Annotated in this window: 23 protein-coding genes and 1 pseudogene; 14 read left to right on the forward strand and 10 right to left on the reverse strand. The window is 70.1% G+C overall.

All coding sequences use genetic code 11. The features are described 5' to 3' along the window. Nucleotides 1-52 precede the first annotated feature (52 nt). From ACFWDI_RS05570 to ACFWDI_RS05605, 8 genes are all read left to right on the forward strand, one after another. Entirely contained in the window at nucleotides 53-751 is a 699-nt protein-coding gene (locus tag ACFWDI_RS05570; RefSeq protein WP_385301638.1) for a GAP family protein, read from the forward strand. A 153-nt stretch (nucleotides 752-904) separates the two neighbouring features. Further along, nucleotides 905-1363 carry a DUF6325 family protein gene (locus ACFWDI_RS05575; RefSeq protein WP_385301486.1) on the forward strand — a complete coding sequence of 153 codons (459 nt, stop codon included), beginning with the start codon at nucleotides 905-907 and terminating at the stop codon, nucleotides 1361-1363. 66 nt (nucleotides 1364-1429) lie between these two features. Then, the gene (locus ACFWDI_RS05580; RefSeq protein WP_385301487.1) at nucleotides 1430-1714 is read left to right on the forward strand and encodes an SHOCT domain-containing protein; all 285 of its coding nucleotides are present in this window, start codon (nucleotides 1430-1432) and stop codon (nucleotides 1712-1714) included. A 33-nt stretch (nucleotides 1715-1747) separates the two neighbouring features. Beyond that, entirely contained in the window at nucleotides 1748-3130 is a 1383-nt protein-coding gene (locus ACFWDI_RS05585) for a chloride channel protein (protein WP_385301488.1), read from the forward strand. A gap of 137 nt (nucleotides 3131-3267) precedes the next feature. After that, entirely contained in the window at nucleotides 3268-4857 is a 1590-nt protein-coding gene (locus tag ACFWDI_RS05590; protein WP_385301489.1) for a gluconokinase, GntK/IdnK-type, read from the forward strand. A gap of 86 nt (nucleotides 4858-4943) precedes the next feature. Next, complete coding sequence (locus ACFWDI_RS05595; RefSeq protein WP_385301491.1) at nucleotides 4944-5894, forward strand: cyclase family protein; 951 nt, start codon at nucleotides 4944-4946, stop codon at nucleotides 5892-5894. A gap of 146 nt (nucleotides 5895-6040) precedes the next feature. Continuing rightward, entirely contained in the window at nucleotides 6041-7621 is a 1581-nt protein-coding gene (locus ACFWDI_RS05600) for a GMC oxidoreductase (RefSeq protein WP_385301492.1), read from the forward strand. A 211-nt stretch (nucleotides 7622-7832) separates the two neighbouring features. Next, nucleotides 7833-8627, forward strand: a complete 795-nt coding sequence (locus ACFWDI_RS05605; RefSeq protein WP_385301639.1) for an SDR family oxidoreductase — start codon at nucleotides 7833-7835, stop codon at nucleotides 8625-8627. Between the two features lie 95 nt (nucleotides 8628-8722). On the opposite strand, the gene ACFWDI_RS05610 is transcribed toward ACFWDI_RS05605, so the two are convergent. After that, nucleotides 8723-10645 carry a glycoside hydrolase family 15 protein gene (locus tag ACFWDI_RS05610; RefSeq protein ID WP_385301493.1) on the reverse strand — a complete coding sequence of 641 codons (1923 nt, stop codon included), beginning with the start codon at nucleotides 10643-10645 and terminating at the stop codon, nucleotides 8723-8725. Between the two features lie 314 nt (nucleotides 10646-10959). Here ACFWDI_RS05610 and ACFWDI_RS05615 point away from each other — a divergent pair, with 314 nt between their 5' ends. Continuing rightward, nucleotides 10960-12255 (forward strand): DUF2254 domain-containing protein, encoded by a 1296-nt coding sequence (locus tag ACFWDI_RS05615; RefSeq protein ID WP_385301494.1) that lies wholly within the window; start codon nucleotides 10960-10962, stop codon nucleotides 12253-12255. Nucleotides 12256-12548: 293 nt separating this feature from the next. On the opposite strand, the gene ACFWDI_RS05620 is transcribed toward ACFWDI_RS05615, so the two are convergent. From ACFWDI_RS05620 to ACFWDI_RS05630, 3 genes are all read right to left on the reverse strand, one after another. After that, nucleotides 12549-12974, reverse strand: coding sequence for a hypothetical protein (locus tag ACFWDI_RS05620; RefSeq protein WP_385301496.1), 426 nt, complete (start codon nucleotides 12972-12974; stop codon nucleotides 12549-12551). A 158-nt stretch (nucleotides 12975-13132) separates the two neighbouring features. After that, nucleotides 13133-13552, reverse strand: a complete 420-nt coding sequence (locus tag ACFWDI_RS05625; protein ID WP_385301497.1) for an arsenate reductase ArsC — start codon at nucleotides 13550-13552, stop codon at nucleotides 13133-13135. Between the two features lie 260 nt (nucleotides 13553-13812). Beyond that, entirely contained in the window at nucleotides 13813-14172 is a 360-nt protein-coding gene (locus tag ACFWDI_RS05630) for an ArsR/SmtB family transcription factor (protein ID WP_385301498.1), read from the reverse strand. A 111-nt stretch (nucleotides 14173-14283) separates the two neighbouring features. Between ACFWDI_RS05630 and ACFWDI_RS05635 the strand changes: the two genes are divergently transcribed. Continuing rightward, the gene (locus tag ACFWDI_RS05635; RefSeq protein ID WP_385301499.1) at nucleotides 14284-15648 is read left to right on the forward strand and encodes an FAD-dependent oxidoreductase; all 1365 of its coding nucleotides are present in this window, start codon (nucleotides 14284-14286) and stop codon (nucleotides 15646-15648) included. A 146-nt stretch (nucleotides 15649-15794) separates the two neighbouring features. On the opposite strand, the gene ACFWDI_RS05640 is transcribed toward ACFWDI_RS05635, so the two are convergent. Further along, entirely contained in the window at nucleotides 15795-15986 is a 192-nt protein-coding gene (locus ACFWDI_RS05640) for a hypothetical protein (protein WP_326647534.1), read from the reverse strand. A gap of 165 nt (nucleotides 15987-16151) precedes the next feature. On the opposite strand from ACFWDI_RS05640, the gene ACFWDI_RS05645 reads away from it, so the two are divergent. Continuing rightward, entirely contained in the window at nucleotides 16152-17285 is a 1134-nt protein-coding gene (locus tag ACFWDI_RS05645) for a glutathione-independent formaldehyde dehydrogenase (protein WP_385301500.1), read from the forward strand. Nucleotides 17286-17648: 363 nt separating this feature from the next. On the opposite strand, the gene ACFWDI_RS05650 is transcribed toward ACFWDI_RS05645, so the two are convergent. The 5 genes and pseudogenes from ACFWDI_RS05650 to ACFWDI_RS05670 form a co-directional block, all read right to left on the reverse strand. Then, entirely contained in the window at nucleotides 17649-18638 is a 990-nt protein-coding gene (locus ACFWDI_RS05650) for a glycine betaine ABC transporter substrate-binding protein (RefSeq protein WP_385301501.1), read from the reverse strand. Further along, complete coding sequence (locus ACFWDI_RS05655) at nucleotides 18638-19405, reverse strand: ABC transporter permease (RefSeq protein ID WP_385301502.1); 768 nt, start codon at nucleotides 19403-19405, stop codon at nucleotides 18638-18640. Before ACFWDI_RS05655 ends, ACFWDI_RS05650 begins: the two co-directional genes overlap by 1 nt. Before the next feature lie 98 nt (nucleotides 19406-19503). After that, the gene (locus ACFWDI_RS05660) at nucleotides 19504-20799 is read right to left on the reverse strand and encodes a betaine/proline/choline family ABC transporter ATP-binding protein (protein ID WP_385301503.1); all 1296 of its coding nucleotides are present in this window, start codon (nucleotides 20797-20799) and stop codon (nucleotides 19504-19506) included. Continuing rightward, nucleotides 20792-21439 (reverse strand): ABC transporter permease, encoded by a 648-nt coding sequence (locus ACFWDI_RS05665; protein WP_385301504.1) that lies wholly within the window; start codon nucleotides 21437-21439, stop codon nucleotides 20792-20794. Before ACFWDI_RS05665 ends, ACFWDI_RS05660 begins: the two co-directional genes overlap by 8 nt. Nucleotides 21440-21497: 58 nt before the next feature. Further along, nucleotides 21498-21665 (reverse strand): annotated as a pseudogene (locus tag ACFWDI_RS05670) (Lrp/AsnC family transcriptional regulator); the annotation flags it as partial. A 705-nt stretch (nucleotides 21666-22370) separates the two neighbouring features. Between ACFWDI_RS05670 and ACFWDI_RS05675 the strand changes: the two are divergent. The 3 genes from ACFWDI_RS05675 to ACFWDI_RS05685 all read left to right on the forward strand — a co-directional run bounded on the left by ACFWDI_RS05675 (nucleotide 22371) and on the right by ACFWDI_RS05685 (nucleotide 26335). Next, the gene (locus tag ACFWDI_RS05675) at nucleotides 22371-22727 is read left to right on the forward strand and encodes a hypothetical protein (RefSeq protein WP_385301505.1); all 357 of its coding nucleotides are present in this window, start codon (nucleotides 22371-22373) and stop codon (nucleotides 22725-22727) included. Continuing rightward, nucleotides 22724-24844: a bifunctional polysaccharide deacetylase/glycosyltransferase family 2 protein gene (locus tag ACFWDI_RS05680; protein ID WP_385301506.1), complete on the forward strand. Its 2121-nt coding sequence runs from the start codon at nucleotides 22724-22726 to the stop codon at nucleotides 24842-24844. Before ACFWDI_RS05675 ends, ACFWDI_RS05680 begins: the two co-directional genes overlap by 4 nt. Before the next feature lie 81 nt (nucleotides 24845-24925). Further along, nucleotides 24926-26335 carry an LCP family protein gene (locus tag ACFWDI_RS05685; protein WP_385301508.1) on the forward strand — a complete coding sequence of 470 codons (1410 nt, stop codon included), beginning with the start codon at nucleotides 24926-24928 and terminating at the stop codon, nucleotides 26333-26335. The last annotated feature ends 67 nt before the right edge of the window (nucleotides 26336-26402 follow it).

Genomic DNA, 26402 nt, shown 5'->3' on the forward strand with positions numbered 1-26402 from the left:
GCTTCCGCGTCCTGTGCATAGCCTCGTGATGTCGCCACACGATTGGGTCGCCATGGTCATCGACCTGCTCCTCATCGCGCTGGCCATCACGCTCGACCCTCTGCCGATCATGGCTTTCGTCCTGGTGGTGTCGTCCACCAGGGGTGCGTGGAAGGGGCTGGCCTTCATCCTGGGCTGGCTGGCCTGTCTCGTCGGTGTGATCGCTCTGGTCCTCGCGCTGACCGGCGGACAGCCCCCGCCGCCCAGATCTCCGCCGTCCACGGCGGGGCTCGCGGCCAAACTCGCCATCGGCCTCTCGCTGGTGCTCTACGGCGAACACCGGCGACGGCGGCTTGGAGAGGCTCACAAGCGGGCCTCCGGGTCCGCCCGCAAGTCGCCTCGCAAGTCTTCCCGTTCCCCGTCGTCCCCTTCCACGACCTCCCGGATGGACCGCAGCTCGGCTTGGGCGGCGGCGGGACTTGCCGTGTTCCTACAGCCCTGGGGCATCGTCGCCGCGGGGGCGACCACGGTCATCGAGGCCGACCTGTCGCACTTCTCGTCATATCTGGCGCTGTTCGGCTTCTGCATCCTCGCCACCTCGAGTCTGCTGGTCGCCGAGCTGTATGTGGTGTTCGCACCGGAGGCGGCCCAGGCCCGGCTGATGAGACTGCGCACTTGGCTCGAAGGCCACCAGGAGCCGGCGATCGTGGTCATCTGTCTGTTTCTCGGCCTGTGGCTCACCGGGAAGAGCATCTACCAGCTGACCAGTTGACGCGGCAGGCGCCAGGTCTCAGGAAGTGCGAAGCCTTCCGCCGGGTGTTGCAATGGCCTGAAAGGGCCGCTCCGTCGCCGTCTGTCGCGGCGAGCGCCGCCGGACACGAGCGGTGGTCGAGGCCCGTACCCGACGCGCTCGTGAGGAGTGGCCATGGGCGACGACATCGAAGAGATGGGCCCCGTCGACTACCTGGTCGTCGAGTTCCCCGGCAACCGTATGACGGGCGAGGGCTTCCCCCTGCTCGTCGATCTGGTCGATCGCGGCATCATCCGCATCCTCGACCTCCGCTTCATCCGCAAGGACAGCGACGGCTCGGTTACCGCACTTGAACTGACGGATCTCGGGGACGGGCTCGACCTGACGGTCTTCGAGGGTGCCTCGTCCGGGCTGCTGGGCCAGGACGATCTCGACGAGGCCGCGACCGCGCTGGAGCCGGGCAACTCCGCCGGAATCCTGGTGTACGAGAACCTCTGGGCGGCACCCTTCGCCCGAGCCATGCGGCGCAGCGGTGCGCAACTGGTGACGAGCGGCCGAATTCCCGTCCAGGCCCTGCTGGCCTCCCTGGACGAGGTCGAGGCGACGGCCCCCGGCGGCCCCGCCGCCGACTGAAGGCAACGGGCCCATGGACCGTCCCTGCGGCGGTCCGCCCGCACCCACCGTGGGAGATGAGTGAACATGCCCGGACTTATTCGTGGCGTCGCCCGCACCGCCGTCGTCGCCGGAACCGCGACCGCGGTGTCCAACCGCGTGTCGCGGCGCCAGGCGGGTCGGTGGGCGCAGCAGGACGACCAGCAGCAGCCGCAGGCAGCGGCACCCGCTCCGGCCCCAACGCCGCCCGCTCCACCCGGCGACGACATGAGCAACAAGATTGATCAGCTCAAGCAACTGGGCGACCTGAAGGCCCAAGGGGTACTCACCGAAGAGGAATTCGCGGCAGAGAAGCGCAAGATCCTTGGCTGACACCGGAGTTGGGGACCGGGAAAGGACGACCCCATGACGGAGCCGAGCCCGCGACCAGCCGCGTCCGGCGGTGGAACGCAGCCGCAGGAGGCGGACCGGCTGCGCGACATGCTGCGCACCCCGACCTACCTGAAAACGCTCGCGTTCAGCGCCCTCATCGGCATTCCGGTGTCGCTCGCCGCGTTCTGGTTCCTCGTCGGGCTCCACCAGCTGGAGCATCTGATGTGGACCAATGTGCCGCAGGCCCTGGGCTGGGACGCCCCGCCGTGGTGGTGGCCGCTGCCCCTGCTGCTGGTCGCCGGCATCCTCGTCGGACTGGTGGTCACACATCTGCCCGGCGCCGGCGGCCACATCCCCGCCTCCGGACTGCAGGCCGGGGGCTCCTCGGCCGCGGCGCTGCCCGGAGTGATCCTCGCTGCCGCGGCCAGTCTCCCGCTCGGCGCCGCCCTGGGTCCCGAAGCCCCGCTCGTCGCCCTGGGCGGGGGCCTGGCGCTGCTCTTCGGGAACCTCGCCCGGGCGCCGGCCACCCCGCAGAACAAGGCGCTCCTGGGCGCGGCCGGAGCCGCGGCGGCCGTCTCGACGATCTTCGGCAACCCGCTGATGGCCGCGGTGCTGCTCATGGAGATGGCGGGGGTCGGCGGACCGCAGCTGTTCGCGGTCATGTTGCCGGTGCTGCTGTCCAGCGGGGTGGGTTCGCTCGTGTTCACCGGTTTCGGCCGCTGGACCGGCCTCTCGACCGGCGGCCTGTCCCTGAAGCTCGGCGACCCGGTTCCCCGTATTGATACCGGTGATGTGTTCTGGTCGGTGCTGATGGCTGTCGCGATCGGTGTCTTCGTGCATCTGATCCTGGCCGGAGGCCGGCTGGCCGCCGTGTTCGTCTCGATGCGCCCCGTCGTCCACACCGCCGTCTGCGCGCTCGCCGCCGGAGTCTGCGCCTCCGTGTACGCGCTCACCACCGACCTGTCACCTGCGGACGTGGCCTCGTCCGGTCAGGCCACGCTGACCCGAATGGCCGCCGATCCGCACGCCTGGGGGGTCGGTGCCCTGATCGCCGTACTGATCTGCAAGGGCGCGGCCTACGCGCTCTGTCTGGGCAGCCTGCGAGGCGGACCCATCTTTCCCTCCCTGTTCCTGGGCGGCGCGGTGGGTGTGCTGCTCGCGCCCCTTCCGGGTCTGGGGGTCGTACCGGCAATGGCCGCGGGCATGGCGGCCGCGGCGACCAGTGCCCTGCGGCTGCCGGTCAGCAGCGTGGTGCTCGTCGTCCTGCTGCTCGGCAAGACCGACATGATCCCCGTCGTGATCCTGGCGGCCGTCGTGGCCTTCGTGACCACCGAGCTGCTGCCGCCCGGCCGCACTGTTCCGCCGGTGGTCAAGCCCGCCGTATCTCCGGCCGCCCGCGTGGCCGGCCCCGCCTGAGGGCGGCCGCGCGCAGCCGGCGAACAGCCGCCGAGACATGAAGCGGACACCATGGGCTGTGATGGGAGGCGTCGTGATCGTTGTCGCCGGATTCGTCATCCGGGCGCTGTGCGCGGCGCCCCGTCCTTGGAGGGCTGATGACCGGGGCGCTCCCGGCTCCGGCGGGTGACGCGGCCGCCGGGGTGCCCGAGGCCTTGGTGCTTGTCGTCGGCGTGGCGGGATCGGGCAAGTCCACGGTGGCGCGGCTGCTCGCCGACCGGCTCGGCTGGCCCTACCGGGACGCGGACGATTTCCACCCCCCGGCCAACCGCGCCAGGATGGCGGCCGGTCAACCGCTGACCGACAAGGAGAGGCGACCGTGGCTGAACGCCATCGCCGCCTGGATGGACCAGGAGATCGCGGCGCGGCAACCGGCCGTGGTCACGTGCTCCGCGCTCAAGCGCGCCTACCGGGACCAACTGCTCGGCGGACGGCCCGGAGTGCGCCTGGTGTACCTGCACGGTTCGCGGCAGCTCATCCGCTCCCGACTGGGCGCCCGGCACGGCCACTTCTTTCAGGCCGGACTGCTGGACAGTCAGTTCGCGGATCTCCAGGAGCCGGAGCCCGACGAACACCCCTTGGTGGTGGAGATCGACCAGCGGCCGGAAGCCGTCGTCGAGGCCGTCATATCCCTGCTGCGCGCGGACACCGCACCGGTTCCCCCGCGGACCGGCGCGCCGGCCGTAGGCACCGTACCGAGTGAGGAGCAGCGCATGCCCCCCAGCGCGACAGACGAACACCGGACAGACGAACACGCGACAGGACAACACGCGACGGGAGAACAGTGGCAGCTGCGCCACGCCGGGCAGACGGCCGTCGTGGTCCAGCTGGGTGCCGCCCTGCGCCACTACGAGGTGGACGGCCGTCCGCTGCTGGACGGATTCACCGCCGACGCACGGATCACCGGCGGCCGAGGGCAACTTCTCCTTCCCTGGCCCAACCGGGTGGGCGGCGGGCGCTACCACTTCAATGGCCAGGATCTGCAACTCCCACTGACCGAGCCGGAGAAGCACAACGCGATCCACGGACTCCTCCGCTGGACCCCGTGGGAGCTGCTCGCCCGCAGCGACGACGGAGTCAGGGTCGGCACCACGCTCTTCCCGCAGCCGGGCTATCCCTTTCTGCTGGAGGTCGTCGCCGAGTACCGGCTGGGGCCGCAGGGGCTCGAGGTCGCCGTCACCGCGACCAACGTGGGGGACACCGCGGCACCTTATGGCGTGGGCCAGCACCCTTATCTGACCGTGGGCACGGACCTGGTGGACACGGCGCTGCTGACCGTACCCGCCCGCTACCGGCTGCGCACGGACGAGCAGAGCCTGCCGGTCGGCCGGGAACCGGTCGAAGGCACGGCGTACGACTTCCGCGTCGCCCGGCCCATCGGCGAGCAGCAGCTGGACACCGCGTTCACCGGACTCGACCGGGACCCCTCCGGCCGGGCCGTGGTGCGGCTGGCGCACCCCTCGGGGCTGCGCGGCATCGACGTACGGCTCGGCGAAGGCACCCGGTACGTCCAGGTGTACACGGGTGACACCCTGCCCGAGCCCGGGCGGCGGCGCCGCGGTCTCGCCGTGGAAGCCATGTCCTGTCCGGCGGACGCTTTCCGCAGCGGTACGGATCTGACCACCCTGGAGCCGGGCGCCAGCCATGTGCTCCGGTGGGGCCTCGGCCCCTGGGAGACCACCGGTTGAGGCGGGCGCCGCTGTCGCGGGCCCGGACCGGCCGCCCGACAATGAGACGCCGGACGCCCGAATCGTCGGCGGGAGGCAGCATCCCCATGGCCCCGTACACGGAACCCTCAGCCCCGCAGCCCATGACCGCGGACGCCTTCCGGCAGCTGTACGAGCACCTGCGCGACGGCGCCCGGCGCAGTCCAGACGACCGGCGCGGAGCACTCAACCACCTGACGCCCGAGCGGGTGGTGGCAGCCGCCGCTGAAGTCAGGTCCGGGCACACGGTGTCCCTCGCCTCGCCCATCGAGACCCGGCCGGGCCCGGACAATCCCGAGCCCGCGGAGCACCGGATGACCGGACCCCCGCCCGGTGACATCGGCGCGGACGGGCTGCACTTCGCCCTCGACCGGTTCGCGATGAACGTGCACGGGGACGCGGACAGCCATCTCGACGCGCTCTGCCATGTGCTGCTCGACGGCGAGCTCTACAACGGGGTGCCGGCGAGCACTGTGACGCGGGACGGCGCCGGTTCGCTCTCCCTCGATGTGGTACGGGACGGCATCGTCGGCCGCGGCGTACTGCTGGACATCCCGCGGCTGCGCGGGGTGCCCTGGCTGGAACCCGGCGACCATGTGACGGCCGACGACCTCACCGCGGCCGAGGCCGCCCAAGGGGTCCGGGTCGGGCCGGGGGATTTGCTGCTCGTCCGGGTGGGGCACCGGGGAAGGCGCCGGGAACTCGGGGCCTGGGACGCGGCGCAGGCCCGGTGCGGCCTCCATCCGACGGCGATGCGGTTCCTGGCCGAGCGGCAGGTCGCGGTGCTGGGCGGGGACGGCAACAACGACACCGCCCCCAGCGCGGTGGCGGAGATCGCCTTTCCCGTGCATGTGCTGGCCATGCACGCCTTGGGAGTGCATCTCATGGACTACCTGCAGTTCGAGGAGCTGGCTCCGGCGTGCGAACGGGCCGGCCGCTGGAGCTTCCTGTGTGTGGTCGCGCCGCTGCGGCTGCCGGCGGCCACCGGCTCGCCGGTGAATCCGATCGCCGTTCTGTGACCGCGTCCGCACGGCGGCTCCCCGGTCGCCGCGAACCGAAAGGGCGGTTACGTTCGAAAAGGCGGAATGGTTCCTTTGTCTCCGCAGCGTGATGTGACAGGTCCCGGCGAGAGGGCAGGGCCGCGAGAGCAAGGACGGTGGTCGCCGTGGGCGACTCCCCGCACTATGACGTCATCATCATCGGCAGCGGCGCCGGCGGCGGTACGCTCGCCCACCGGCTCGCTCCCTCCGGCAAACGGGTGCTCATCCTCGAACGCGGTGACTATCTCCCGCGTGAGCGGGACAACTGGGACTCCACCGCCGTGTTCGTCAAGGGCAAGTACCGGGCCCCGGAATTCTGGTTCGACAAGCACGGCAACGAGTTCCCGCCCGAGGTCAACTACTACGTCGGAGGAAACACCAAGTTCTACGGCGCCGCCCTCTTCCGGCTGCGGCCCGAGGACTTCGGCGAACTCCGCCACCACGACGGCGTCTCGCCCGCCTGGCCGATCCGCTACGAGGATCTGGAGCCGTACTACACCCAGGCCGAACACCTCTATCTCGTACACGGGCGGCACGGCGAGGACCCCGGCGAAGGGCCGGCGAGCGCGCAGTACGCGTACCCGCCCGTCGAACACGAGCCACGCATCCAGCAGTTGAGCGACGACCTGGAGAAGCGGGGCCTGCACCCCTTCCATCTGCCCATCGGGGTCAACCTGACCCAGGACAGCAATGGGCGGGCGACCCACTCCAGCGTCTGCATCCGCTGCAACCGGGTCGACGGATTCCCGTGTCTGGTGCGCGGCAAGTCCGACGCCCAGGTGATCTGCGTGGAACCCGCCCTGCAGCACCCCAACGTCGAGATGATCACCAATGCCCGAGTGGTCCGGCTGGAGACCGACCCGGCCGGACGCAGCGTCAGCACGGTCGTCACCCGGAACGCGGACGGCTCGGAGGACCGGTACGCGGCGGACATCGTGGTCGTCGCCTGCGGGGCGGTCAACTCCGCCGCTCTGCTGCTGGCTTCGGCCAACGACCGGCACCCCCGCGGGCTGGCCAACAGCTCCGACGTGGTCGGCCGTTTCTACATGCGGCACAACAACCTGGCCCTGATGGCCGTGTCGAAGGAACCCAACGACACCCAGTTCCAGAAGACCCTCGCCATGAACGACTGGTATCTGGGCGCGGACGACTGGGACTACCCGCTGGGCGGAATCCAGATGCTCGGCAAGTCGGACGCCGAACAGATCCACGGCGAGGCCCCACGCTGGGCCGGCGCGGTCTCGCCCGACATGCCCTTCGAGGTGCTGGCCCATCACGCCGTCGATTTCTGGCTGTGCGGCGAGGACCTTCCGCTGTCCGACAACCGCGTCACCCTGGACGGCGACGGCAGCATCCATCTGGCCCTCGACGAGAAGAACAACGTGGAAGGCCTGAAGCGTCTGCAGCACAAACTCCAGGGCATGCTCGGTCACTTGGGCATGCACGAGCACCGGTTGCTGTCCCACAGCATCTATCTGCACAAGGGCATGCCGATCGGCGCAACCGCGCACCAGGCCGGCACCGTCCGGTTCGGCGACGACCCGGCCGCCTCCGCCCTGGACGTCAACTGCAAGGCCCACGACCTGGACAACCTCTACGTGGTCGACACGAGCTTCTTCCCGAGCATCGGCGCGGTCAACCCGTCCCTGACGGCCATCGCCAACGCCCTGCGGGTGGGCGACCACCTCATGGAACGGCTGAGCTGACCGCCGGGCGTCCACTGGTCCGACCGGGCGAAGTTGCTCCGCCGGGCAGCCCAACGTCAGCTCGCCGGAGGTGCCGCGTCCCGCCACCGGTGATTCTCTGACGCCGGGACTCGACCGGGCCGCGGGCCGGCGGACCGGGGGCCACGCAGCCAGGAGGCAGGCAATCGTGAATTCCACCGCGGGTGTACCCCAGGGCGTGATCCCGACGCATCTGCTGAAGGGGCAGAAGGCACTGGTCACGGGCGCCAACTCCGGAATCGGCATGGCGACGGCCATCGGTCTTGGCCGGGCCGGCGCCGACGTGGTCGTGAACTATGTGGCCGACCGTGCGGCCGCCGAGCAAGTGGTCAAGGAGATCACCTCGTTCGGGGTGCGCGCGGCGGCGTACGAGGCGGACGTGTCCCAGGAGGACCAGGTCGTCGGCATGATGGACCGGATGGTCCAGGAGTTCGGGACGATCGACATCCTGGTCGCCAACGCCGGTCTGCAGCGCGACGCCCCGTTCACGGAGATGACCCTCGCCCAGTGGCAGAAGGTGCTGGACGTCAACCTGACGGGTCAGTTCCTGTGCGCCCGGGAGGCGACGAAGGAGTTCCTGCGGCGCGGGGTCGTCCCGGAGGTGTCGAGCGCGGCAGGGAAGATCATCTGCATGAGCTCGGTGCACCAGCTCATCCCGTGGGCGGGGCACGTCAACTACGCCTCCTCCAAGGGCGGCGTACAGATGATGATGGAGACACTGGCGCAGGAACTCGCACCGCAGAAGATCCGTGTGAACGCGGTCGCCCCGGGAGCCATCAAGACGCCGATCAACCGCAGCGCCTGGGAGACGCCGGAGGCCCAGGAGGATCTGCTGCGGCTCATCCCGTACAAGCGCATCGGCGACCCCCAGGACATCGCCCATGCCGTCGTGGGCCTTGCCTCCGATCTCATGGACTACGTGGTGGGAACCACCCTCTATGTGGACGGCGGGATGACCCTCTTCCCCGGCTTCGCCACCGGCGGCTGACGGACAAGGCAGCACCGTCGTTACTCCCCGGCCCCCTCCCCGCCGAGCCCGGCGGGGAGGGGGCCGGCAGCGACTTCCGCGCCGGGTATCGACCGTCAGCCGCCGACGTTCGGCCGGTCCCCGATCGGCACCGCCGAAAGGGGAGCCCGGTCCGCCGTACCGAGCGGGATCGAAGTACCGGTCTCCCGCGCCCGGTTCAAGGTCGCGTCCAGGGTGATGGCCGCGTCGATGAGTGCCAGATGGGTGAATGCCTGGGGGAAATTGCCCAGTTGTCGACCCGTCAGGTCGATCTCCTCGGAGTACAGGCCCAGATGGTTGGCGTACGTCAGCATCTTCTCCAGAACGAGTCTGGCCTGATCGGTCCGTCCGGCCCGGGCAAGTGCGTCGACGTACATGAACGTGCACAGGGAGAAGGTCCCTTCGGAGCCGCGCAGCCCGTCGGGCGAGGCTTCGGGGTTGTAGCGGTAGACCAGGCTGTCGGTGACCAGCTCCCGGTCCATCGCGTCCAGCGTGGATGTCCACATCGGGTCGTCGGGGGTGATGAAGCCGACCGTCGGCATCCGCAGCAGCGAGGAGTCGAGCACATCGCTGCCGTAGTGCTGGACGAAGGCTTGGCGCTGGGGGTCCCAGCCGCGTGCCAGGACCTGCTCGTAGATCTTGTTCCGCTCACTGCTCCAGCGGTCGAGCGCGGCCGGCCGGCCGCTGGCCGCCGCGAGCCGCAGCGCGCGGTCGAAGGCGACCCAGGACATCACCCGGCCGTAGGTGAAGTCCTTGCGGCCGCCCCGGGTCTCCCACAGGCCCTCCCCGGCCTGGTCCCAGTGATCGGTGAGCCAGTCGAGGATCGTGTGCAGCGAGGTCCAGCCCCCGTGGTCCAGCTGGATACCGCGCTGGTGCGCGAAGAAGATGCTGTCCAGCGCCTCGCCGTAGATGTCCAGTTGCAGCTGGTTGGCGGCGCCGTTGCCGATGCGCACCGGGGAGGAGCGCTGGTATCCCTCCCAGTGCTCCAGGGTCTCCTCGAAGAGGTCGGAGGAGCCGTCGACCCGGTACATGATGTTCAGCGGTCCTGTGTCACCGTCACTGCCGGCCTTCTCCTTCACCCGGTCGCGCAGCCAGCCGATGAACGCGGTGGCCTCCTCCTTGAACCCCAGTCCCAGCAGGGCGTACACGGAGAACGAGGCGTCGCGGATCCAGGTGAACCGGTAGTCCCAGTTGCGTTCGCCGCCCAGTTGCTCCGGCAGCCCCGCCGTCGGGGCTGCCACCAGGGCGCCGCTGGGTGCGTACGTCATCAGCTTCAGCGTCACGGCGGAGCGCTCCACCGCCTCCCGCCACCGGCCCGAGTACCGGGACTGGCCGAGCCAGGACCGCCAGTACTGGACGGTGTTGTCGAAGAGCTGCTGGAACTCGGTGAGGCGGATTTCGCGCGGCGGTCCGCCGGCGGACGACTCCATGACCAGGCCCCGCTGCTGACCGGCGTGCAGGGTCACCGAAAAGTGCAGATCCTGTTCGCCCGTGAGGGAGTTCAGCAGCCGCTCGTCCTCCGGTTCGCGGACCGCGTGGACGGTCAGTTCCAGATCCTCCGCGGTGAACACCGCTCCGTGGTCGGTGATGTGCAGCTTGTGCGGTTTGCGGCCGTAGTCGAATCGTGGGGCGATGTCGATCTCGAAGGTCATGCTGCCGCGCACGCATCGGAGCATGCGGACCAGACGGTGCCGAGGGGTGGCCGTCTGCCCGGTCACCGGCATGAAGTCGACCACCTCGCCGGCGCCCGACTCGGTCATGAACCGGGTCACGAGAATCGCGGTGTCGGGAAGGTACAACTGCTTTGTCGCGTAGGTCTTGGTTGCCGGGGCGACCGTGAAATGCCCGCCCTTTTCACGGTCCAGCAGAGCGCCGAACACGCTTGGCGAGTCGAAGCGCGGACAGCAGAACCAGTCGATCGTCCCGTCGGTGGTCACCAGCGCCGCGGTCTGCAGATCACCGATCAGGCCGTGGTTCTCGATCAGCGGGTAGTCGTCCATTGTGAGCCCCTTCCGGCCCGGCGGAGACGCACGGCCGCGCGACCCCCCAGGTACGGCTCGGCAGCATCGCGGACATCAACCTCATGCGCCGTTGAGCCGATCCGGTGCCACCCGGTCAGCTTAAGCAAGGAACTCCCCACGGGCCTGCCGAGCCGGTCCGGACCTGGCCTTTTGAAGGGCGGAAACCCGGCGCGGACCCGGAAGCGCGCAATTCCGGGAAGCCCGGACAGCGTCCTGTTTCTGCGCCCGCCGGGGTACGGCATTAGCGTGGATGTCGAAGGCCGCATTCCAGAGCTGAACCCGGAGGGTGCCCCGTGCTGTCGTGGGCGTTCGCGTTTCAGCTGCGGCAATACGCCAAAGCCAGCCTGTGGATCGTCCCGCTGTTCGGACTCGTACTCGGGGTGATTCTCGCCGAGTACGCCATGGCCGCGGACAGAACAGGGTGGCTGTCGGTGAAGTGGCAGTATTCCGCGACCACGGCGAGCGGTGTGCTCACGGCCATCGTCGGGGCCATGGTTGCCCTGCTCGGATTCGTCGTGACCATTGGCGTTCTCGTCGTCCAGCAGGCCACGGGAACGCTGTCCCCGCGGTACATGCGCCTGTGGTACCGGGACCGCCTGCAGAAAGCCGTGCTGGCCACCTTCACCGGGACGTTCGCGTTCGCCTTCTCCCTGCTCCGCAGCATCGGGTCGGACTTCGTCCCCAACCTGGGAGTCACCCTGGCCGGGCTGGCCGTCTCCGTCAGCCTGCTGCTTCTGCTGGTCTACCTCAACCGGTTCACCCACAACCTCCGGCCGGTGGCCATCGCCGACCTGGTCGGTCGCATGGGGGCGAAGGTCCTCACCCGCTGGGCGGCCGGGACCGGCGCCTCCGCGCCCAGCGACGACGGACCCCCGCTGCCGGACCGCCCGGTGACAGGCATTCGGTCCGAACACGGCGGAGTCATCCAGGCGTTCCACATAGTCGGGCTGACGGCAGCCGCGGCGCGCCACGACTGCACCTTCGTGGTGACCCACCAGGTCGGGGACTACGTACCGCCGGGCGCCATCCTGGTCGAGGTCCACGGTGGGACCTCGGCGCCCGATCCGCGGCGGGTGACCGGGCTTGTCGCCCTCGGTGCCGAGCGGACCATCGAGCAGGACCCCGCCTTCGCCCTGCGCGTTCTCGTCGACATCGCCATCCGCGCGCTCTCCCCGGCCGTGAACGACCCCACGACCGCCGTCCAGGTGCTGAACCACATCGAGGCGTTTCTCTACAGCGCCGGCAGGACCGAACTCCCTCGCCGGCACGTGCTCAACGACGACCGCGGCCGGCCGCGACTGATGATGCCGGGCCGGGTGTGGGAGGACTACCTCCAGCTCGCCGTCACCGAGATCCGTGAGTACGGGGCGGGATCCACCCAGGTCTGCCGACGCCTCCGCGCGCTGCTGGATGGCCTGCTCGACACCCTGTCGGCCGAGTACCTGCCGGCCGTCCGTACGGAGCTCAGGCTCCTCGAGGACTCTGTCGCGCGGGAGTTCATGGATCCCTTCCGCCACGCCACGGCGCGGATGGGCGACACTCAGGGCATCGGAGGCGGGCAGCGCCCGGAGGACGCGCCGCACGGATGAACACGTACCCGCCGCATTCCTGACAGCTCACCCGCCGGTGCGCGCCCATGTCCGCGCCCTGGCGCAAGGGCTGTCGCGCCATCTGCACACGGCTGGGCCGACGTTGGCCGACGATGCCCGCCCGCGCGTTCGCCCGGCGAACCTCGGCCTGCTGCCGACGAAGCCGGTGGGCCGGCTGAGCACCATGGGTGTGTGCGTCGCCGGCTCGGGCAGGACGCGGGATCAGCCGCAGCAGTGTCGACCGGCTCGCCGTGACACCCGCCCGGCACAGGCAGCTCCGGCTACGCAGCTGCTCACCGCGGGGCGGACCGGTGACCGAACCAGTGCGGCCCACGGCGACGTTGCCCCGTGACGGCAGGGCGATCGTCCCTCTGCGCCTTGGCCGTCTCGCCCCAGGCGGTATCCCGTTCCTGGATCAGGTCAACACGCTCCTGGTCGGCAAGGGCCCTTTCGCGCCGTGACAGGGTGGGGCCGCGGCGCGCGAGGGTGCGGCGGCGACTGGCGCGGCGCGCGCCGATCAGCAGGCTCAGTCCGAGCAGAGCTGCTGCCCCGATGACGATGCCGGAGAAGAAGAGCGTGCCGGTAGAGCCGGTGACGTCGTAGCCGAAGACCGAGAAACCGCCGGTGAGTCCGTGCGCGCTGCCGTCGTTTGCGAAGACGCCGACCACGCCGATGGCGACTGCGGCGATCAGAATGATGAGTCCGAGGATGAGGAACATGAAGCGCTCCTTGGCTCTGCTTCGTCCCCCCGGCGAAACGTGCTGTCCGGCAAGCCGATGGCACGCGGGGTGCGTCTACCCCGAGATCGACGTGCTAAGCAGCATCGGACGACACGCCGAGGTGCCCTCGCGGATGTCGTCCAGAGCCGTCACGGCCCTCACGCCTCCTGCGTGGCGTCGATCTCCGCGATCAGGGCCTCGATGCGGTTCTTGATCTCGTCGCGGATGGGGCGTACGGACTCGACACCCTTGCCGGCCGGGTCCTCCAGCGCCCAGTCCAGGTACTTCTTGCCGGGGAAGATCGGGCACGCGTCGCCGCAGCCCATGGTGATGACGTAGTCGGACGCCTTCACGGCCTCGGTGGTCAGCACTTTCGGCTGCTGCGCGGAGATATCGACGCCGACCTCCTTCATCGCCTCGACCGCGGCCGGGTTGACTTGCTGGGCGGGCAGCGACCCGGCCGAGCGGACCTCGACACGGTCACCGGCGAGATGGGAGAGGAATCCGGCGGCCATCTGCGAGCGTCCGGCGTTGTGGACGCAGACGAACAGGACGGACGTGACGGGGCTGGCGGGCATCAGGTCTTCCCTTTGCGAGACGGTTCAACAGGGGGGCGGGGCAGGGGGGTGTTCAATTGCCCGGGAGGGAGCGGAGCAGCTCGCTGACGTGGGTGCCGGTCTCGAAAACGTCGGGGCGTTGGGAACCGGGAATCCGCGGCGTACAGCTGGACACCGTGGACCGCCGTTCCCCGCATGACGTCGCCGGGCAGCGCGTGATCGTGGTCGGCGCTCCCTCGGCGGCGAGGACGGACCGCCGGGTGCACATCGGCGGGGCATGATCAACGACTGGCGGACAGCAGGCCGGCCATGGCGGCCAGCACCTCAGGGGCCACCCGGTAGTACACCCAGGTCCCGCGTCGCTCGGAGGTCAGAAGTCCGGCGTCTTTGAGCTTCTTCAGATGATGGGAGACGGTCGGCTGGGACACGCCGACGTCGGAGATGTCGCACACGCAGGCCTCGCCGCCCGCGTGCGAGGCGACGAGCGAGAAGAGCCGGAGCCGCACGGGGTCGCCGAGAGCCTTGAACATCGCGGCGGTGCGCACGGCCTCTTCGGCTGTCAGTGGACGCTCGGTCAGTGGCGGGCAGCACGGCGCCACGGAATCCGGCTCCAGGAGCGGCAGCGTCTTCGTAGTCGGCATGCGTCCATTGTTCCTGCGAGTTCGACAAATGTCTATGTTGACGTATGTCGATACAGAGCTCATGCTGACTCCATCGGACATCGACAAACGTCGAAACAAAGGAGAGCCGTTGTGACTGCGCCCGCCATCACCGAGCTGCCCGTGGTCGTGATCGGGGCCGGCCCCGTAGGCCTGGCCGCCGCTGCCCACCTGATCGAGCGCGGCCTCGAACCGCTGGTCCTGGAAGCCGGACCGGCCGCGGGCAGCGCCGTGCGGCAGTGGTCGCACGTGCGGCTCTTCTCCCCCTGGGGCGAGGTCGTCGACCCGGCCGCCGAGAAGCTGCTCGCTCCCACCGGCTGGGTGCGCCCGGACGGCGCGACGTACCCGACCGGCGGTGACTGGGCCGAGCGGTACCTCCAGCCGCTGGCTGACGCCCTCGGCGGCACGGTCCGCTACGGCGCGAGGGTCACCGGCGTCGCCAGGGCCGGCCGTGACCGCATCGTCGACTCCGGGCGGGACGAGCAGCCGTTCACGGTGCACCTGACCACGGCGGACGGCCGGGAGGAGCGAATCACCGCCCGCGCGGTACTCGACGCCTCCGGCACGTGGACGACCCCCGGCCCGATCGGCGCCGACGGCCTGCCTGCCATCGGCGAGCGCGCGGCTGCCGGCCGGATCTCCTACCGCGTCCCTGACCTCCGCGACGCGGCCGTACGCGCCCGTTTCGCCGGCAAGCGCACCGCTGTCGTCGGCTCCGGCGCCTCCGCATTCACCGCCCTTGCCGCCCTCGCCGACCTTGCGAAGGGTGAACCCGGTACGCACGCGATGTGGATCCTGCGCCGGGGAATCGGTGCCAACACCTACGGCGGCGGAGAAGCCGACCAGCTCCCCGCTCGCGGCGCCCTGGGGCTCGCCGCGAAGGCTGCGGTCGCGGCCGGGCGCGCGAGTGCGGTCACCGGCTTCCGCACGGAAGTCGTCGAGCGTGCCGGCGACGGGCGTCTGGTGCTGGTGGCGGAGGACGGCCGCCGCACCGAGCCGGTCGACGAGGTCATCGTCCTGACCGGCTTCCGCCCCGACCTGTCGTTCCTCTCCGAGGTCCGCCTCGGCCTGGATGAGCGTCTCCAGGCTCCGACCTCACTGGCGCCGCTGATCGACCCCAACATCCACTCCTGCGGCACGGTCTACCCGCACGGCGTGAACGAGCTGTCCCACCCGGAGAAGGGTGTCTATCTGGTCGGTATGAAGTCCTACGGCCGCGCGCCGACGTTCCTGGCCATGACCGGCTACGAGCAGATCCGCTCCATCGCCGCGGCCCTCGCCGGCGACCGGGAGGCGGCTGAGCGTGTCGAACTCACCCTGCCCGAGACCGGAGTCTGCGGCGGCGCCGGACTCTTCGACGGGCCCGAAGCCGGCGAGAGCTCTGGCCGGGGCTGCTGCGCCGCCCCGGCCACCCTGCAGATCGGCATCGGCGCCCCAGCGGCCACGGGCGGTTGCTGACCGTCGTGACCGAGGTGCACGCCTGCGCGGCCTCGACCGGAACAGGGCGTGCCAGTCCCGGGGGGCCGGGGAACGAGCGGCGCGGGCGTGATCGTGAAAAGGAGAGGCCCTGGGCGTCTCGGCGGATCACCGTTCGGGCACCGGGGTCAGCGGTCGGCGATGTCCTCGCGGAGGCCGTCGGAGAACTCCCACCACGACAGCGGAAGCCAGTCGCCGTTGACAAAGGCATCGACAGTCGCGCCGCGACCACGTACCGCCACCGTTGTTCCGGCCGGGTACGTGGTGCCGGACAGTCCGGGTACTGGGACGAGCAGGGTCCCGAGCCGTTGTGCTGCCATTTCCTCGCCCTCCTTTTCCCGGTGCGACACCAGGCCTGATATTCCTCCCGAGACTAGCGGGTTGTCTGTTGGCGCAGGTCGGAGAATCATGAGAGATAGGTCACGCGAAATAGAGCGGGCGGGGGGGCAAGATTTTACGTGCATTGCCGAGCGGAGGTGCCAGTCATGAAAGCTGTCGTGTACAAGGGACCGTTCTCCGTGGCGGTCGAAGACGTTGAAAAGCCAAAGATCCAGCACCCGAACGATGTGGTCGTACGGGTCACCTCCACCGCGATATGCGGATCCGACCTGCACATGTATGAAGGCCGTACTGCCGCCGAGCCCGGCATAGTCTTCGGCCACGAGAACATGGGAATCATCGAGGAAACCGGCCAAGGCGTCACCTCGCTCAAGAACGGCGACCGCGTGGTCATGCCCTTCAATGTCGCCTGCGGGTTCTGCACCAATTGTGTCGAGGGATTCACCGGATTCTGTCAGACCGTCAATCCCGGCTTCGCGGGCGGCGCTTACGGCTATGTCGCCATGGGGCCCTGGCCGGGCGGTCAGGCGGAATACCTGCGCGTTCCCTACGCCGATTTCAACTGCCTGAAGCTGCCGCCGGGAAACGAGCACGAGACCGACTTCATGCTGCTCGCCGACATCTTCCCCACCGGCTACCACGGCTGTGAACTCGCCCAGGTCCGCCCGGGTGAGAGCGTCGCCGTGTACGGCGGCGGGCCGGTCGGGCTCATGGCCGCCTACTCGGCCCTGCTGCGCGGCGCGAGGAAGGTGTTCGTCGTGGACCGGGTTCCCGAGCGGCTGGAGAAGGCCCGGGAGATCGGCGCGGTTCCGATCAACTTCGCCGAGGGCGATGCCGTGGAGCAGATCAAGGAGCAGACCGAGGGTGTCGGCACGGACAAGGGCGTGGACGCCGTCGGCTATCAGGCGATGGCGCACGGCGCTGAGCGCGAGGAACCGGCGACCGTCCTGAACTCGCTCGTCGGCACGGTCCGGGCCACGGGAGCGCTCGGCGTGCCCGGCCTCTACGTCCCGGCCGACCCCGGAGGCCCTGACGAGCAGGCCAAGCACGGCATGCTCCTCGTCTCGATCGGCAAGCTCTTCGAGAAGGGCCTGCGGATGGGTACGGGGCAGTGCAACGTGAAGCGCTACAACCGGTACCTGCGCGACATGATCATCGAGGGCAGGGCGAAGCCGAGCTTCGTGGTCTCGCATGAACTGCCCCTGGACCAGGCACCGTCGGCGTACGACAAGTTCGACAAGCGGATCGAGGGCTACACGAAGGTCGTGCTGCACCCGTAGCGGAAGGTCCGACCGCAGCGTCGTATGAACTGGGTGGGCACGCCCCAGGTCCCCGGACCTGGGGCGTGCCCGACTGCTCCTGTCAACTGCACGGCCGATGTGTGGTCACCGAGCTCCCGCGTGTTGGCAAGCTCACCGGGGCGGGCCTGCGGATCACCTCCGCCCTGGACCTGCTCACCCGAGCCGCGACTCGTGGCCCACCACCCGGGCGCGAGGCTGAATCGCTCAGCGGAACAGGTGGAGCGCGTTCGGTGGCAACTACTCAGAGCCAGTCGCGGCGCTTGAAGATGAAGGACAGACTGACGCAGCTTCGGGGCGGTGAGCCGGTTGTGATGGAGCTCAAGCCTGGGGCGAAGCCGTCTGTCAGCCCTCCCGGATGAAGCCCTCCCGCACCAGCCAGTCCTTCGCCACCTCGTGCGGGTCCTCCCCGTCCACGTCCACCCGCGCGTTCAGCCGCTGGGCCTCCGCCCCCGTCAGCCGCTTGGTGATCGGGGCGAGGACGTCGGCGATGGCCGGGTACTTTCTCATCGTGGCGCTGTTCATCTCGGGTGCCGCGTTGTAGTTGGGGAAGAAGTGCCGGTCGTCCTCCAGCACCTTCAGCTCGAGTTCCGGAATGCGGCCGTCGGTGGTGGCCGCCACGCCGAGGATGCAGGCCGCGCCCTTGGCGACCTGGGTGTAGACGACGCCGTCGTCCATCTTTTTGAAGTTTCCGCGCCGGAGGGCGAATCCGTACGTCTTCGCCACGCCCGGCAGGCCGTCCTCGCGCACCGAGAACTCGCTTCCGCCGCAGACCGTCGCCGCGCCCGGGTCCTTCTTCGTCAGACGTGCCACGTCGGAGAGGGTGCGCAGCCGGTACTTCCGCGCATTCGCCCGGTTCGCGACCAGCGCGTAGGTGTTGTTGAGCGGGGCGGCGGGCAGCCAGGTGATGCCGTTGCGGCGGTCCTCGTCGCGTACGGCCTCCCACTGCTCGTACGGGTCGACGACCGGCTTGGTGTGACCGAGGTAGGTGATCCAGGCCGTGCCCGTGTACTCGTACATCCCGTCCGCCGCACCGGACTTGACCGCCTCGCGGGCACCGATCGAGCCCTGGATGTTCGTCCGGTCCAGGACTTCCGCGCCGGCCGCTTTGAAGACCAGCCCCATGATCTGGCCCAGGATGATCTGCTCGGTGAACTCCTTGGAGGTCACGGTCAGTTGGGCGCCCTCCAGCGGTCGCCCCTTCCCGATGGAGCCGGGCTGCACCGAGTCGGCCAGCGGGCTGCCACTGGTCAGTCCGCAGCCGCTCAGCCCTGCGGCGGCGAGCAGCAGGGCGCCCGCGCCCGCGACGGCCGTCCGTACCCGGGTCAGGCGCATCAGTCCACCTCCAGGCCGCGTGGGCGCAGCAGCAACTCGACGAGCATCCCCAGCCAGTCCACGATCAGCGCCATGGCGACTGTCAGTACGGAGCCGAGCACCAGCACCGGCATGCGCTGGTTGGTGATGCCGGAGGAGATCAGGTCCCCGAGTCCTCCTCCGCCGCCGAAGGTGGCCAGCGTCGCGGTGCCGACGTTCAGCACGAGCGCGGTCCGTACGCCCGCCAGGATCAGCGGTACGGCCAGCGGTAATTCGACCTGGAACAGCACCAGCAGCGGCGACATCCCGATGCCGCGCGCCGCCTCCACGAGTGCCGGGTCGGTGGCCCTCAGGCCGGCCACGGTGTTGCTCAGCACCGGCAGCACCGCGAATGCCACGATGCCGACCAGGGCGGCTCGTTGGCCGATGCCGAGCCAGATCACCAGCAGCGCCAGCAGGCCAAGGGCCGGGGTCGCCTGGCCGATGTTGGCCACCGAGACGAACGGCGGTGCGGCCCGGCGCAGGACCCCGCGCGTCAGCGCGATGCCCAGCGGGATCGCGATGATGAGCACGAAGAAGGTGGAGATCGCGACGAGTTCGGTCTGCTGGAGGAGTGCGGTGCGCACGGCGCCGTCTGCGAGGGCGTTCCTGGCGATCGAGTCCAGCTCTGCGGTGCGGAGATACAGCGCGGTGGCGCCGAGGACGACCGCGACGAAGGCCGGCAGCGTCACCAGCTTCTGCCAGGTGATGCGGGGCGGGACCCGGTCCAGTGCGGCGAGCCGGGTCACGGGCTCGTCATGCCCTGGCCCTGGAGCCGGCCTCGGGGACCTGTAACCGGCCTCGGGAGCGGCTCCACCACCGGCCCCGACACCGACCTCGCTCCGGCTCACGCGGGCTCACCCCGGCCGGTCGGCCGAGCCTCCTCGGCTCCCCGCTCGCCCGGCGCCCCGTGCATCGCGTTCAGCAGTGTCGACATGTCCACCACGCCGGCGTACGCGCCGTCCTGTCCCGTGACCGCGACGCGGCCCGCACGGTCGGCCAGCAGCGCCTCCAGCGCGTCCCGCAGCGTCATGTCCACCCCGATCCGGCTCCGTACGGGGGTGCCCGCCGACAACGGCAGCGGCTCTCCGGCGGGTTGCCCACTCCGGGCGCGCGTCAGGTCCTCGCGTCGCAGCCAGGAGTGCGGGCGCCGCTCCCGGTCCAGTAGCAGCAGGTGGTCGGCGGAGGCGGAGCCCGCGTCCAGCAGGTGCAGGGCGGTCTCGAGCGGGTCGTCGACGGTGGCGGTCGGGACGTCGGCGAGCTCCACCTCCCGTACGCGCTTGAGGTGCAGCCGCTTCACCCCGGCTCCCGCGCCCACGAAACCGGCGACGAAGTCGTCCGCCGGACTGGCCAGGATCGCTTCCGGAGTGTCGAACTGGGCGATCTGCGACCGGTCGCGCAGCACCGCGATCCGGTCGCCGACCTTGATGGCCTCGTCGAAGTCGTGCGTGACGAAGACGATCGTCTTGCGCAACTCGCGCTGCAACCGGATGAGTTGGTCCTGCAGGCGCTCGCGGGTGATGGGGTCGACGGCCCCGAACGGCTCGTCCATCAGCAGCACGGGCGGGTCGGCCGCCAGCGCCCGCGCCACCCCGACCCGCTGCTGCTGGCCGCCGGAGAGCCGGCGCGGATAGCGGCCGCGGAACTCCCCGGGATCCAGCCCGACCAGTTCGAGCATCTCCTCGACCCGGTCCCGCACCTTCGCGCGGGGCCAGCCGGCCATCTTCGGTACGAGCGCGATGTTCTCGGCGACGGTCATGTGCGGGAAGAGGCCCGTGGCCTGGATGGCATAGCCGATGGTGCGGCGGAGCGCCACGGGGTTGATGCCGGTGACGTCCTCGCCGCCGATGGTGATCCGCCCCGAGGTCGGCTCGATCAGCCGGTTGATCATCTTGAGGGTGGTGCTCTTGCCGCAGCCCGAGGGCCCCACGAGGATCACGGTTTCGCCGGCCGCGACGTCCAGGGTCACGTCCTCCACGGCCGGGGCTTGGCTGTCCGGATAGCGCTTGGTGAGGTTGTCCAGCCGGATACTCGCGCCGGCGGCGGCCGGCCGGTCGGACCCGGCGGATCGGGCGGATCCGCCGGGGCCTGCGGCGCCGGACGTCGGGGAGGTCGGTTCGACGATTTCGGCAGAGTCAGCCACGGATCCCCCGTGAGATGGTGAGCCGTCCGATCAGCACGTACCCGGCGTCGAACAGCAAGGCCAGGACGACGATTCCGAGCGTCCCCGACAGTACTTCGTTGAGCGCGTTCGCACTGCCCAGGCTGGAGATCCCACGGAAGATCTGATTGCCGAGCCCGGGCCCCGAGGCGAAGGCCGCGATCGCCGCGATGCCCATCAGCATCTGGGTCGACACCCGGACACCGGTGAGGATCGGCGGCCAGGCGAGGGGCAGTTCGACCCTGAGCAGCTGGGCGAACCGTGACATCCCCATGCCCTTGGCGGCCTCGACGAGGGCCGGGTCGACTCCGCGCAACCCGACGACCGCGTTACGGACCACGGGCAGCAGTCCGTACAGCGTCAGCGCGATGACGGTCGGCGCGACGCCGAGGCCGACGACCGGGACGAGCAGGCCGAGGAGAGCCAGGGAGGGGACGGTGAGGATGCTTGCGGTCGTGGTGATCGCCAGGTTTCCCGCCCACTCGGAGCGGTAGGTGAGGACGCCGATCAAGACCCCGAGCACTGTGGCGACGACCATGCACTGGAAGACGGCGCTGGCGTGCTGATAGGCGTCCACCAGCAGCTGCTGGTAGCGGGTGCCCAGGTACTCCCAGAAGCTCACTTCTCGGTCCCTCCCTCAAGGCCGGTCCTCCAGCGGTCAGCGGTCCATACGGCGCCTGCCGCGACGCCTGGCGCACCAGTGGAGTGATCCGGAGGGGCACCGGATTCTCCAACGTGATCGCCGTCGAGGCCCGCACGATGCCATCGAATCCCACCATCCGGTCGATCACGCGCTGCAAGTCGGCATTCGAGCGTGCCACCAAACGGCACAGGATGTCACCACCCCCCCCAGCGGCGAGGAGTACTTGGGCCGCGCCCGATGGGAGCCGCATCACCGGCTAGTTGAGCTCACCCACGCCTGTGACCCGCACGAACACCAACCCTTGACGGGCCGTCAGGGAAGCCTTCCGAGATCTCGGGAAGCCGCGGTGGAGATTAGGCGCCAGGCAAGGACGGAGCGCGTCGCGACGTCGAATGCGATCGTGAGTCCGACGTTGTAGGTGTCGTTCATCGCGATGTCGAAGGCCAGGACGGCCTGTTGCCGTGCCGCCCGGGTGACCGCCCGCCCGTTCGGGGGTGCCCGACACCGTCCGCCCGAGTTAGGGTCGGGGGCTGCGTGATGGCTGACGGCCGCACCCTGGCCTCCCGGCCCTTGTGAGGGCACATGCGTACGTGGTCTTCCCGGCCCCACCCGGGAAGGGCGCATGGCATGCGCACGTACGGGAACCCTCCGTACGCGCCGGGCACCGGGATGCGGCTCCGACGTCTCACGGGCAGTACAGCGGACCCCCGGGTCCGTACCCCCCACACACAAAGAGTCGCGCGTGCGCGGCCGCAGATCAGGAGCACCAGTGCAGGGCATCCCCCACATAGCCAGCACACCACACGACGGGCGATTGTCGTCCGTACCCCCTGCCCTAAGGGAGCAGCACACGGGGCGGGACATGACACATCGCATGCCGCACGGGGTGGCGGCGCCTCGCGTGACCCCGGTGGCACAACGTCCCCAGGCCGCCGCCCCCCAACTCCCCGTCTTCATCGACCAGTCGGGCTGGCGCAGGCGGACGCTGCAAGGCGTGGCGCTGGCCGTGGGCTGCGCCTGCCTCGGGTATCTGCTGTTCGTCGGCACGCTGATCAGCGGACTCCGGCAGCCCGTCGGCACGCACCCGCCGAGTACGAACGGACCAGCGCCTTCCGGCCCGGACACCGGCAAGGCGCCGCACGGCCCCGGCGCACCGGCCCGAGCAGCGGCCCACCGGCCACCGGCCAGGGCCCACGCGGACCGGGACGACCGCCGCCGCCCGCCGGCCGGCAGATCCCTCCCGCCGACCGGAGGCCTGAAGCAGTGAGCCGGCGCGCCGCTGTTCGCCGCCCGCCGCGCGGACACTGGCTCGTCCTCCTGCTGGTTCTCCTGGTGGTCGCCGTCACCCTCCTCTTCGAGGGCTGGACGACCCACCAGGTCGACGCCGCGCGCGCCAAGCCGCCGTGCACCCGGCCGATCCCGCGCGAGGCGGACGACGGGAAGCCGCTGCTGCGGTTCGGCCCGACGGGGGTCACCACCGCGGCCATGCCGCCGGGGACCGCCGCGCTCACTTTCGACGGCGGGCCCGACCCGGTGTGGACGCCGCGCCTGCTCGACCTGCTGCGCAGGCACCACGCGCGGGCGACCTTCTTCGTCTACGGGAAGGACGCGGCCCGGCACCCGGAGCTGATGCGGCGGATCCTGTACGAGGGCCACGAGATCGGCTCGTACACCTACAGCGGCGGCGACCTCGGTGTCGCCTCGCCGCTGCGCGCGAGCCTTGAACTGTCGCTCACCCAGACCGCTTTCGCGGGTGCGGTCGGCATCAACACCACCCTGCTGCGGCTGCCGCACACCACGGCCGCGGACACGCTCTGCGGCGCCGAGTGGTCGGCCGCGAAGCGCGCGGCGGCGCAGGGGTACCTGGTGGTCGCCTCGGACCACAAGGACCGCAAGCCGTGGCGGGGGGTGGTGACGCAGCACAGCCAGACCGATCTGGGCTACCACGAGGCCGAGGAACTGCTGCGGGACCGCAGCGTGAAACGGTTCACCACCGTCAGCGGCGGCCTTGAACGTCCCTCCTTCCTCGACCACGTCCCGGTCGCCCAGGAGATCAAGGGCCAGGGCCTGATCTGGTCGCAGCGACTCGGGCACGCCTTCCTCACCGTGATGGTGTGGACGCTGACCCTCACTGGCGTGCTCGGCGTCCTGCGGATGCTCCTGTTCGCGGTGTTCGCCCGGCTCCACGTGCGCAGGCTGCACCGGTACCGGCCCGGCGCACCACGGCTGCGCGAGGTGCGGGAGCCGGTGACGGTCCTGGTGCCCGCGTACAACGAGGAGGCCGGCATCGCCTCCACCGTGTACTCGCTGCTCGCCTCCACCCACCCGCACGTGCAGATCATCGTGATCGACGACGGCTCGACCGACGCCACCGCCGACATCGCTGAGGACATCGACGACCCGCGGGTGACGGTGATCCGGCAGCCCAACGGCGGCAAGCCCAGCGCCCTCAACACCGGCCTGGCGCACGCCCGGCACGACATCGTCGTCATGGTCGATGCGGACACCATCTTCGAACCCGAGGCGCTGGCCCGGCTCGTCCAGCCGCTCGCCCACCCGGCGGTCGGTGCGGTCAGCGGCAACACCAAGGTCGGCAACCGGCGCCGCCTGCTGGGTAAATGGCAGCACCTGGAGTACGTCCTCGGCTTCAACCTCGACCGGCGGATGTTCGAGGTCCTGGAGTGCATGCCGACGGTGCCGGGGGCGATCGGCGCCTTCCGCAGGGACGCGCTGATGGGCGTCGGCGGCGTCAGCGACGAGACCCTGGCCGAGGACACCGACCTCACGATGGCGCTCTGGCGGGCCGGCTGGCGCGTCGTCTACGAGGAGTCGGCGGTCGCCTGGACCGAAGTGCCCAGCACCGTGCGGCAGTTGTGGCGTCAGCGCTACCGCTGGTGCTACGGCACCCTCCAGTCGATGTGGAAGCACCGTCACGCGGTGACGGAGGTCGGCCCCGCCGGACGCTTCGGCCGTCGTGTGCTGCTCTATGTCACGCTGTTCCAGATCGTGCTGCCGCTGTGCGCACCGGTTGTGGACATGTTCGTCCTGTTCGGGGCGCTGTTCCGCGACCCCTTGGAGGCCGCCCTCGTCTGGTTCGGGTTCCTCGCCGTCCAGTTGGTCACCGCCGCGTACGCGCTGCGGCTCGACCGCGAACGGCTGCGCGTGCTGTGGGTGCTGCCGCTCCAGCAGTTCGTCTACCGGCAGTTGATGTACCTGGTGGTCATCCACTCCGTGACCACGGCGCTGCTCGGCACCCGGCTGAAGTGGCACAGCATGAAGCGCACCGGAACCGCCGACCCGTATCTGCTCGAAATGCCGTCCGGGGAGACGTCCGGAGATCCGCTCGACGAGCAGCCCCCGCGGCGGAGCCTGTCGTCGCAGTGATCCAGGTGTGGGATGGGACGGGAGGGGAACCGGCGAGCGGCCGCGCGAGTCGGACCTGGGACATGACCAAGGGAGTTGACCATGACAGACCCGCTTGACCAGCGGGCCGGACGCACCATACCCACGGGGGAGCACGGCTGGAACGGCGACGCCGGGAGCCATCCCGTGCGCCGTGCGCCGGTGCAGATGACGGGCGAGCTGTGGCGCCCGGAGCCGAGGGCCGGGCGGGGGCCGACACCCGGCCCGGAGTCGTACGCTGCGCCGGATCCGTACGCCGGCCAGGGGCCGTACGTCGACCCGGAGCTGTACGCCGATCCGGATCCGTACGTCGACCCGGAGCTGTACGCCGATCCGGATCCGTACGCGGCCCCGGAAGGCTCCGCCGCTCGTGAGCGGTTCGCCGAACGCCCCAGCTCCCGCTACGGGCCCCGGCGCGCCCACGCCCGGCGGCCGAAGAAGCGCAGGAGGCTGCGGCGGGCGGTGTTCGTCCTGCTGGCCGTTGTGGTCGTCGCGATGGGCGGCACGTACGGCTGGGCCGAGACCCGGCTCCAACGTGACGTCGACCTCGGAGCGTACGGGGACCGTCCGCCGCCCGGCGAGGGCACCAACTACCTCATCGTGGGCTCGGACAGCCGCGACGGGCTCTCGCCGGACGACGTGAAGGACCTGCACGCCGGCGGGGGCGGCGGGCGGCGCACCGACTCGATGATGCTGCTGCACACCGGGGCCCACGGAACCAGCATGGTCAGCCTGCCGCGCGACTCCTGGATCACCGTGCCCGGCCGCCTCGACACATCGACGGGCAAGACCAAGCGGCCGGAGGGGGACAAACTGAACGCCGCTTTCTCCTACGGCGGCCCCGAACTGCTGGTGCACACCGTCGAGAAGAACACCGGGCTGCGCATCGACCACTATGCGGAGATCGGCTTCGCCGGGTTCGTGAACATCGTTGACGCCATCGGCGGCGTTCGCATGTGCTTGGACCGGGACATCAAGGACAAGAAGTCGGGCGCCGACCTGCGCAAGGGCTGTCACACCCTGAACGGCAAGCAGGGGCTCGCCTTCGTCCGCCAGCGGCACCAGGAGAAGGAGGGCGATCTGGGCCGGTCGAGGAACCAGCAGAAGTTCCTGTCGACCCTCGCCCACCAGGCCGCCCGTCCCGGCACCCTCTTCGACCCGCTGGAGATCGGTCCGGCCATGCAGGCCGGGCTCGACACGCTCATCGTCGACAAGGGCATGAGCCTGCGCGATCTCAGCAGGGTGTTCCGCGCCGTGCAGAGCGTCTCGGGCGGACACGGCAAGCAGATCAACGTGCCCGTGTCCGGCATCGGCGTCCCCACGCCCAAGGGCAACGTACTGAAGTGGGACGCCAAGAAGTCGTCCCGGCTCTTCGACGACCTGCGGCACGACCGGCCGGTGACGGAGACGGGGAAGACGTCCCGGCACCGCCAGCGGCACCCGTCCTCCGGAGCGGCGGGGCGGGTGCCGTAGGTCCTGTCGTCAGGCGTTCCGTGGCACCGGGGCGGTGCCGTCGGCCGCGCGCCGTCGCGTGACGACC

The sequence above is a fragment of the Streptomyces sp. NPDC060064 genome (assembly GCF_042736455.1).
In the GTDB taxonomy this organism is placed as follows: Bacteria; Actinomycetota; Actinomycetes; order Streptomycetales; family Streptomycetaceae; genus Streptomyces.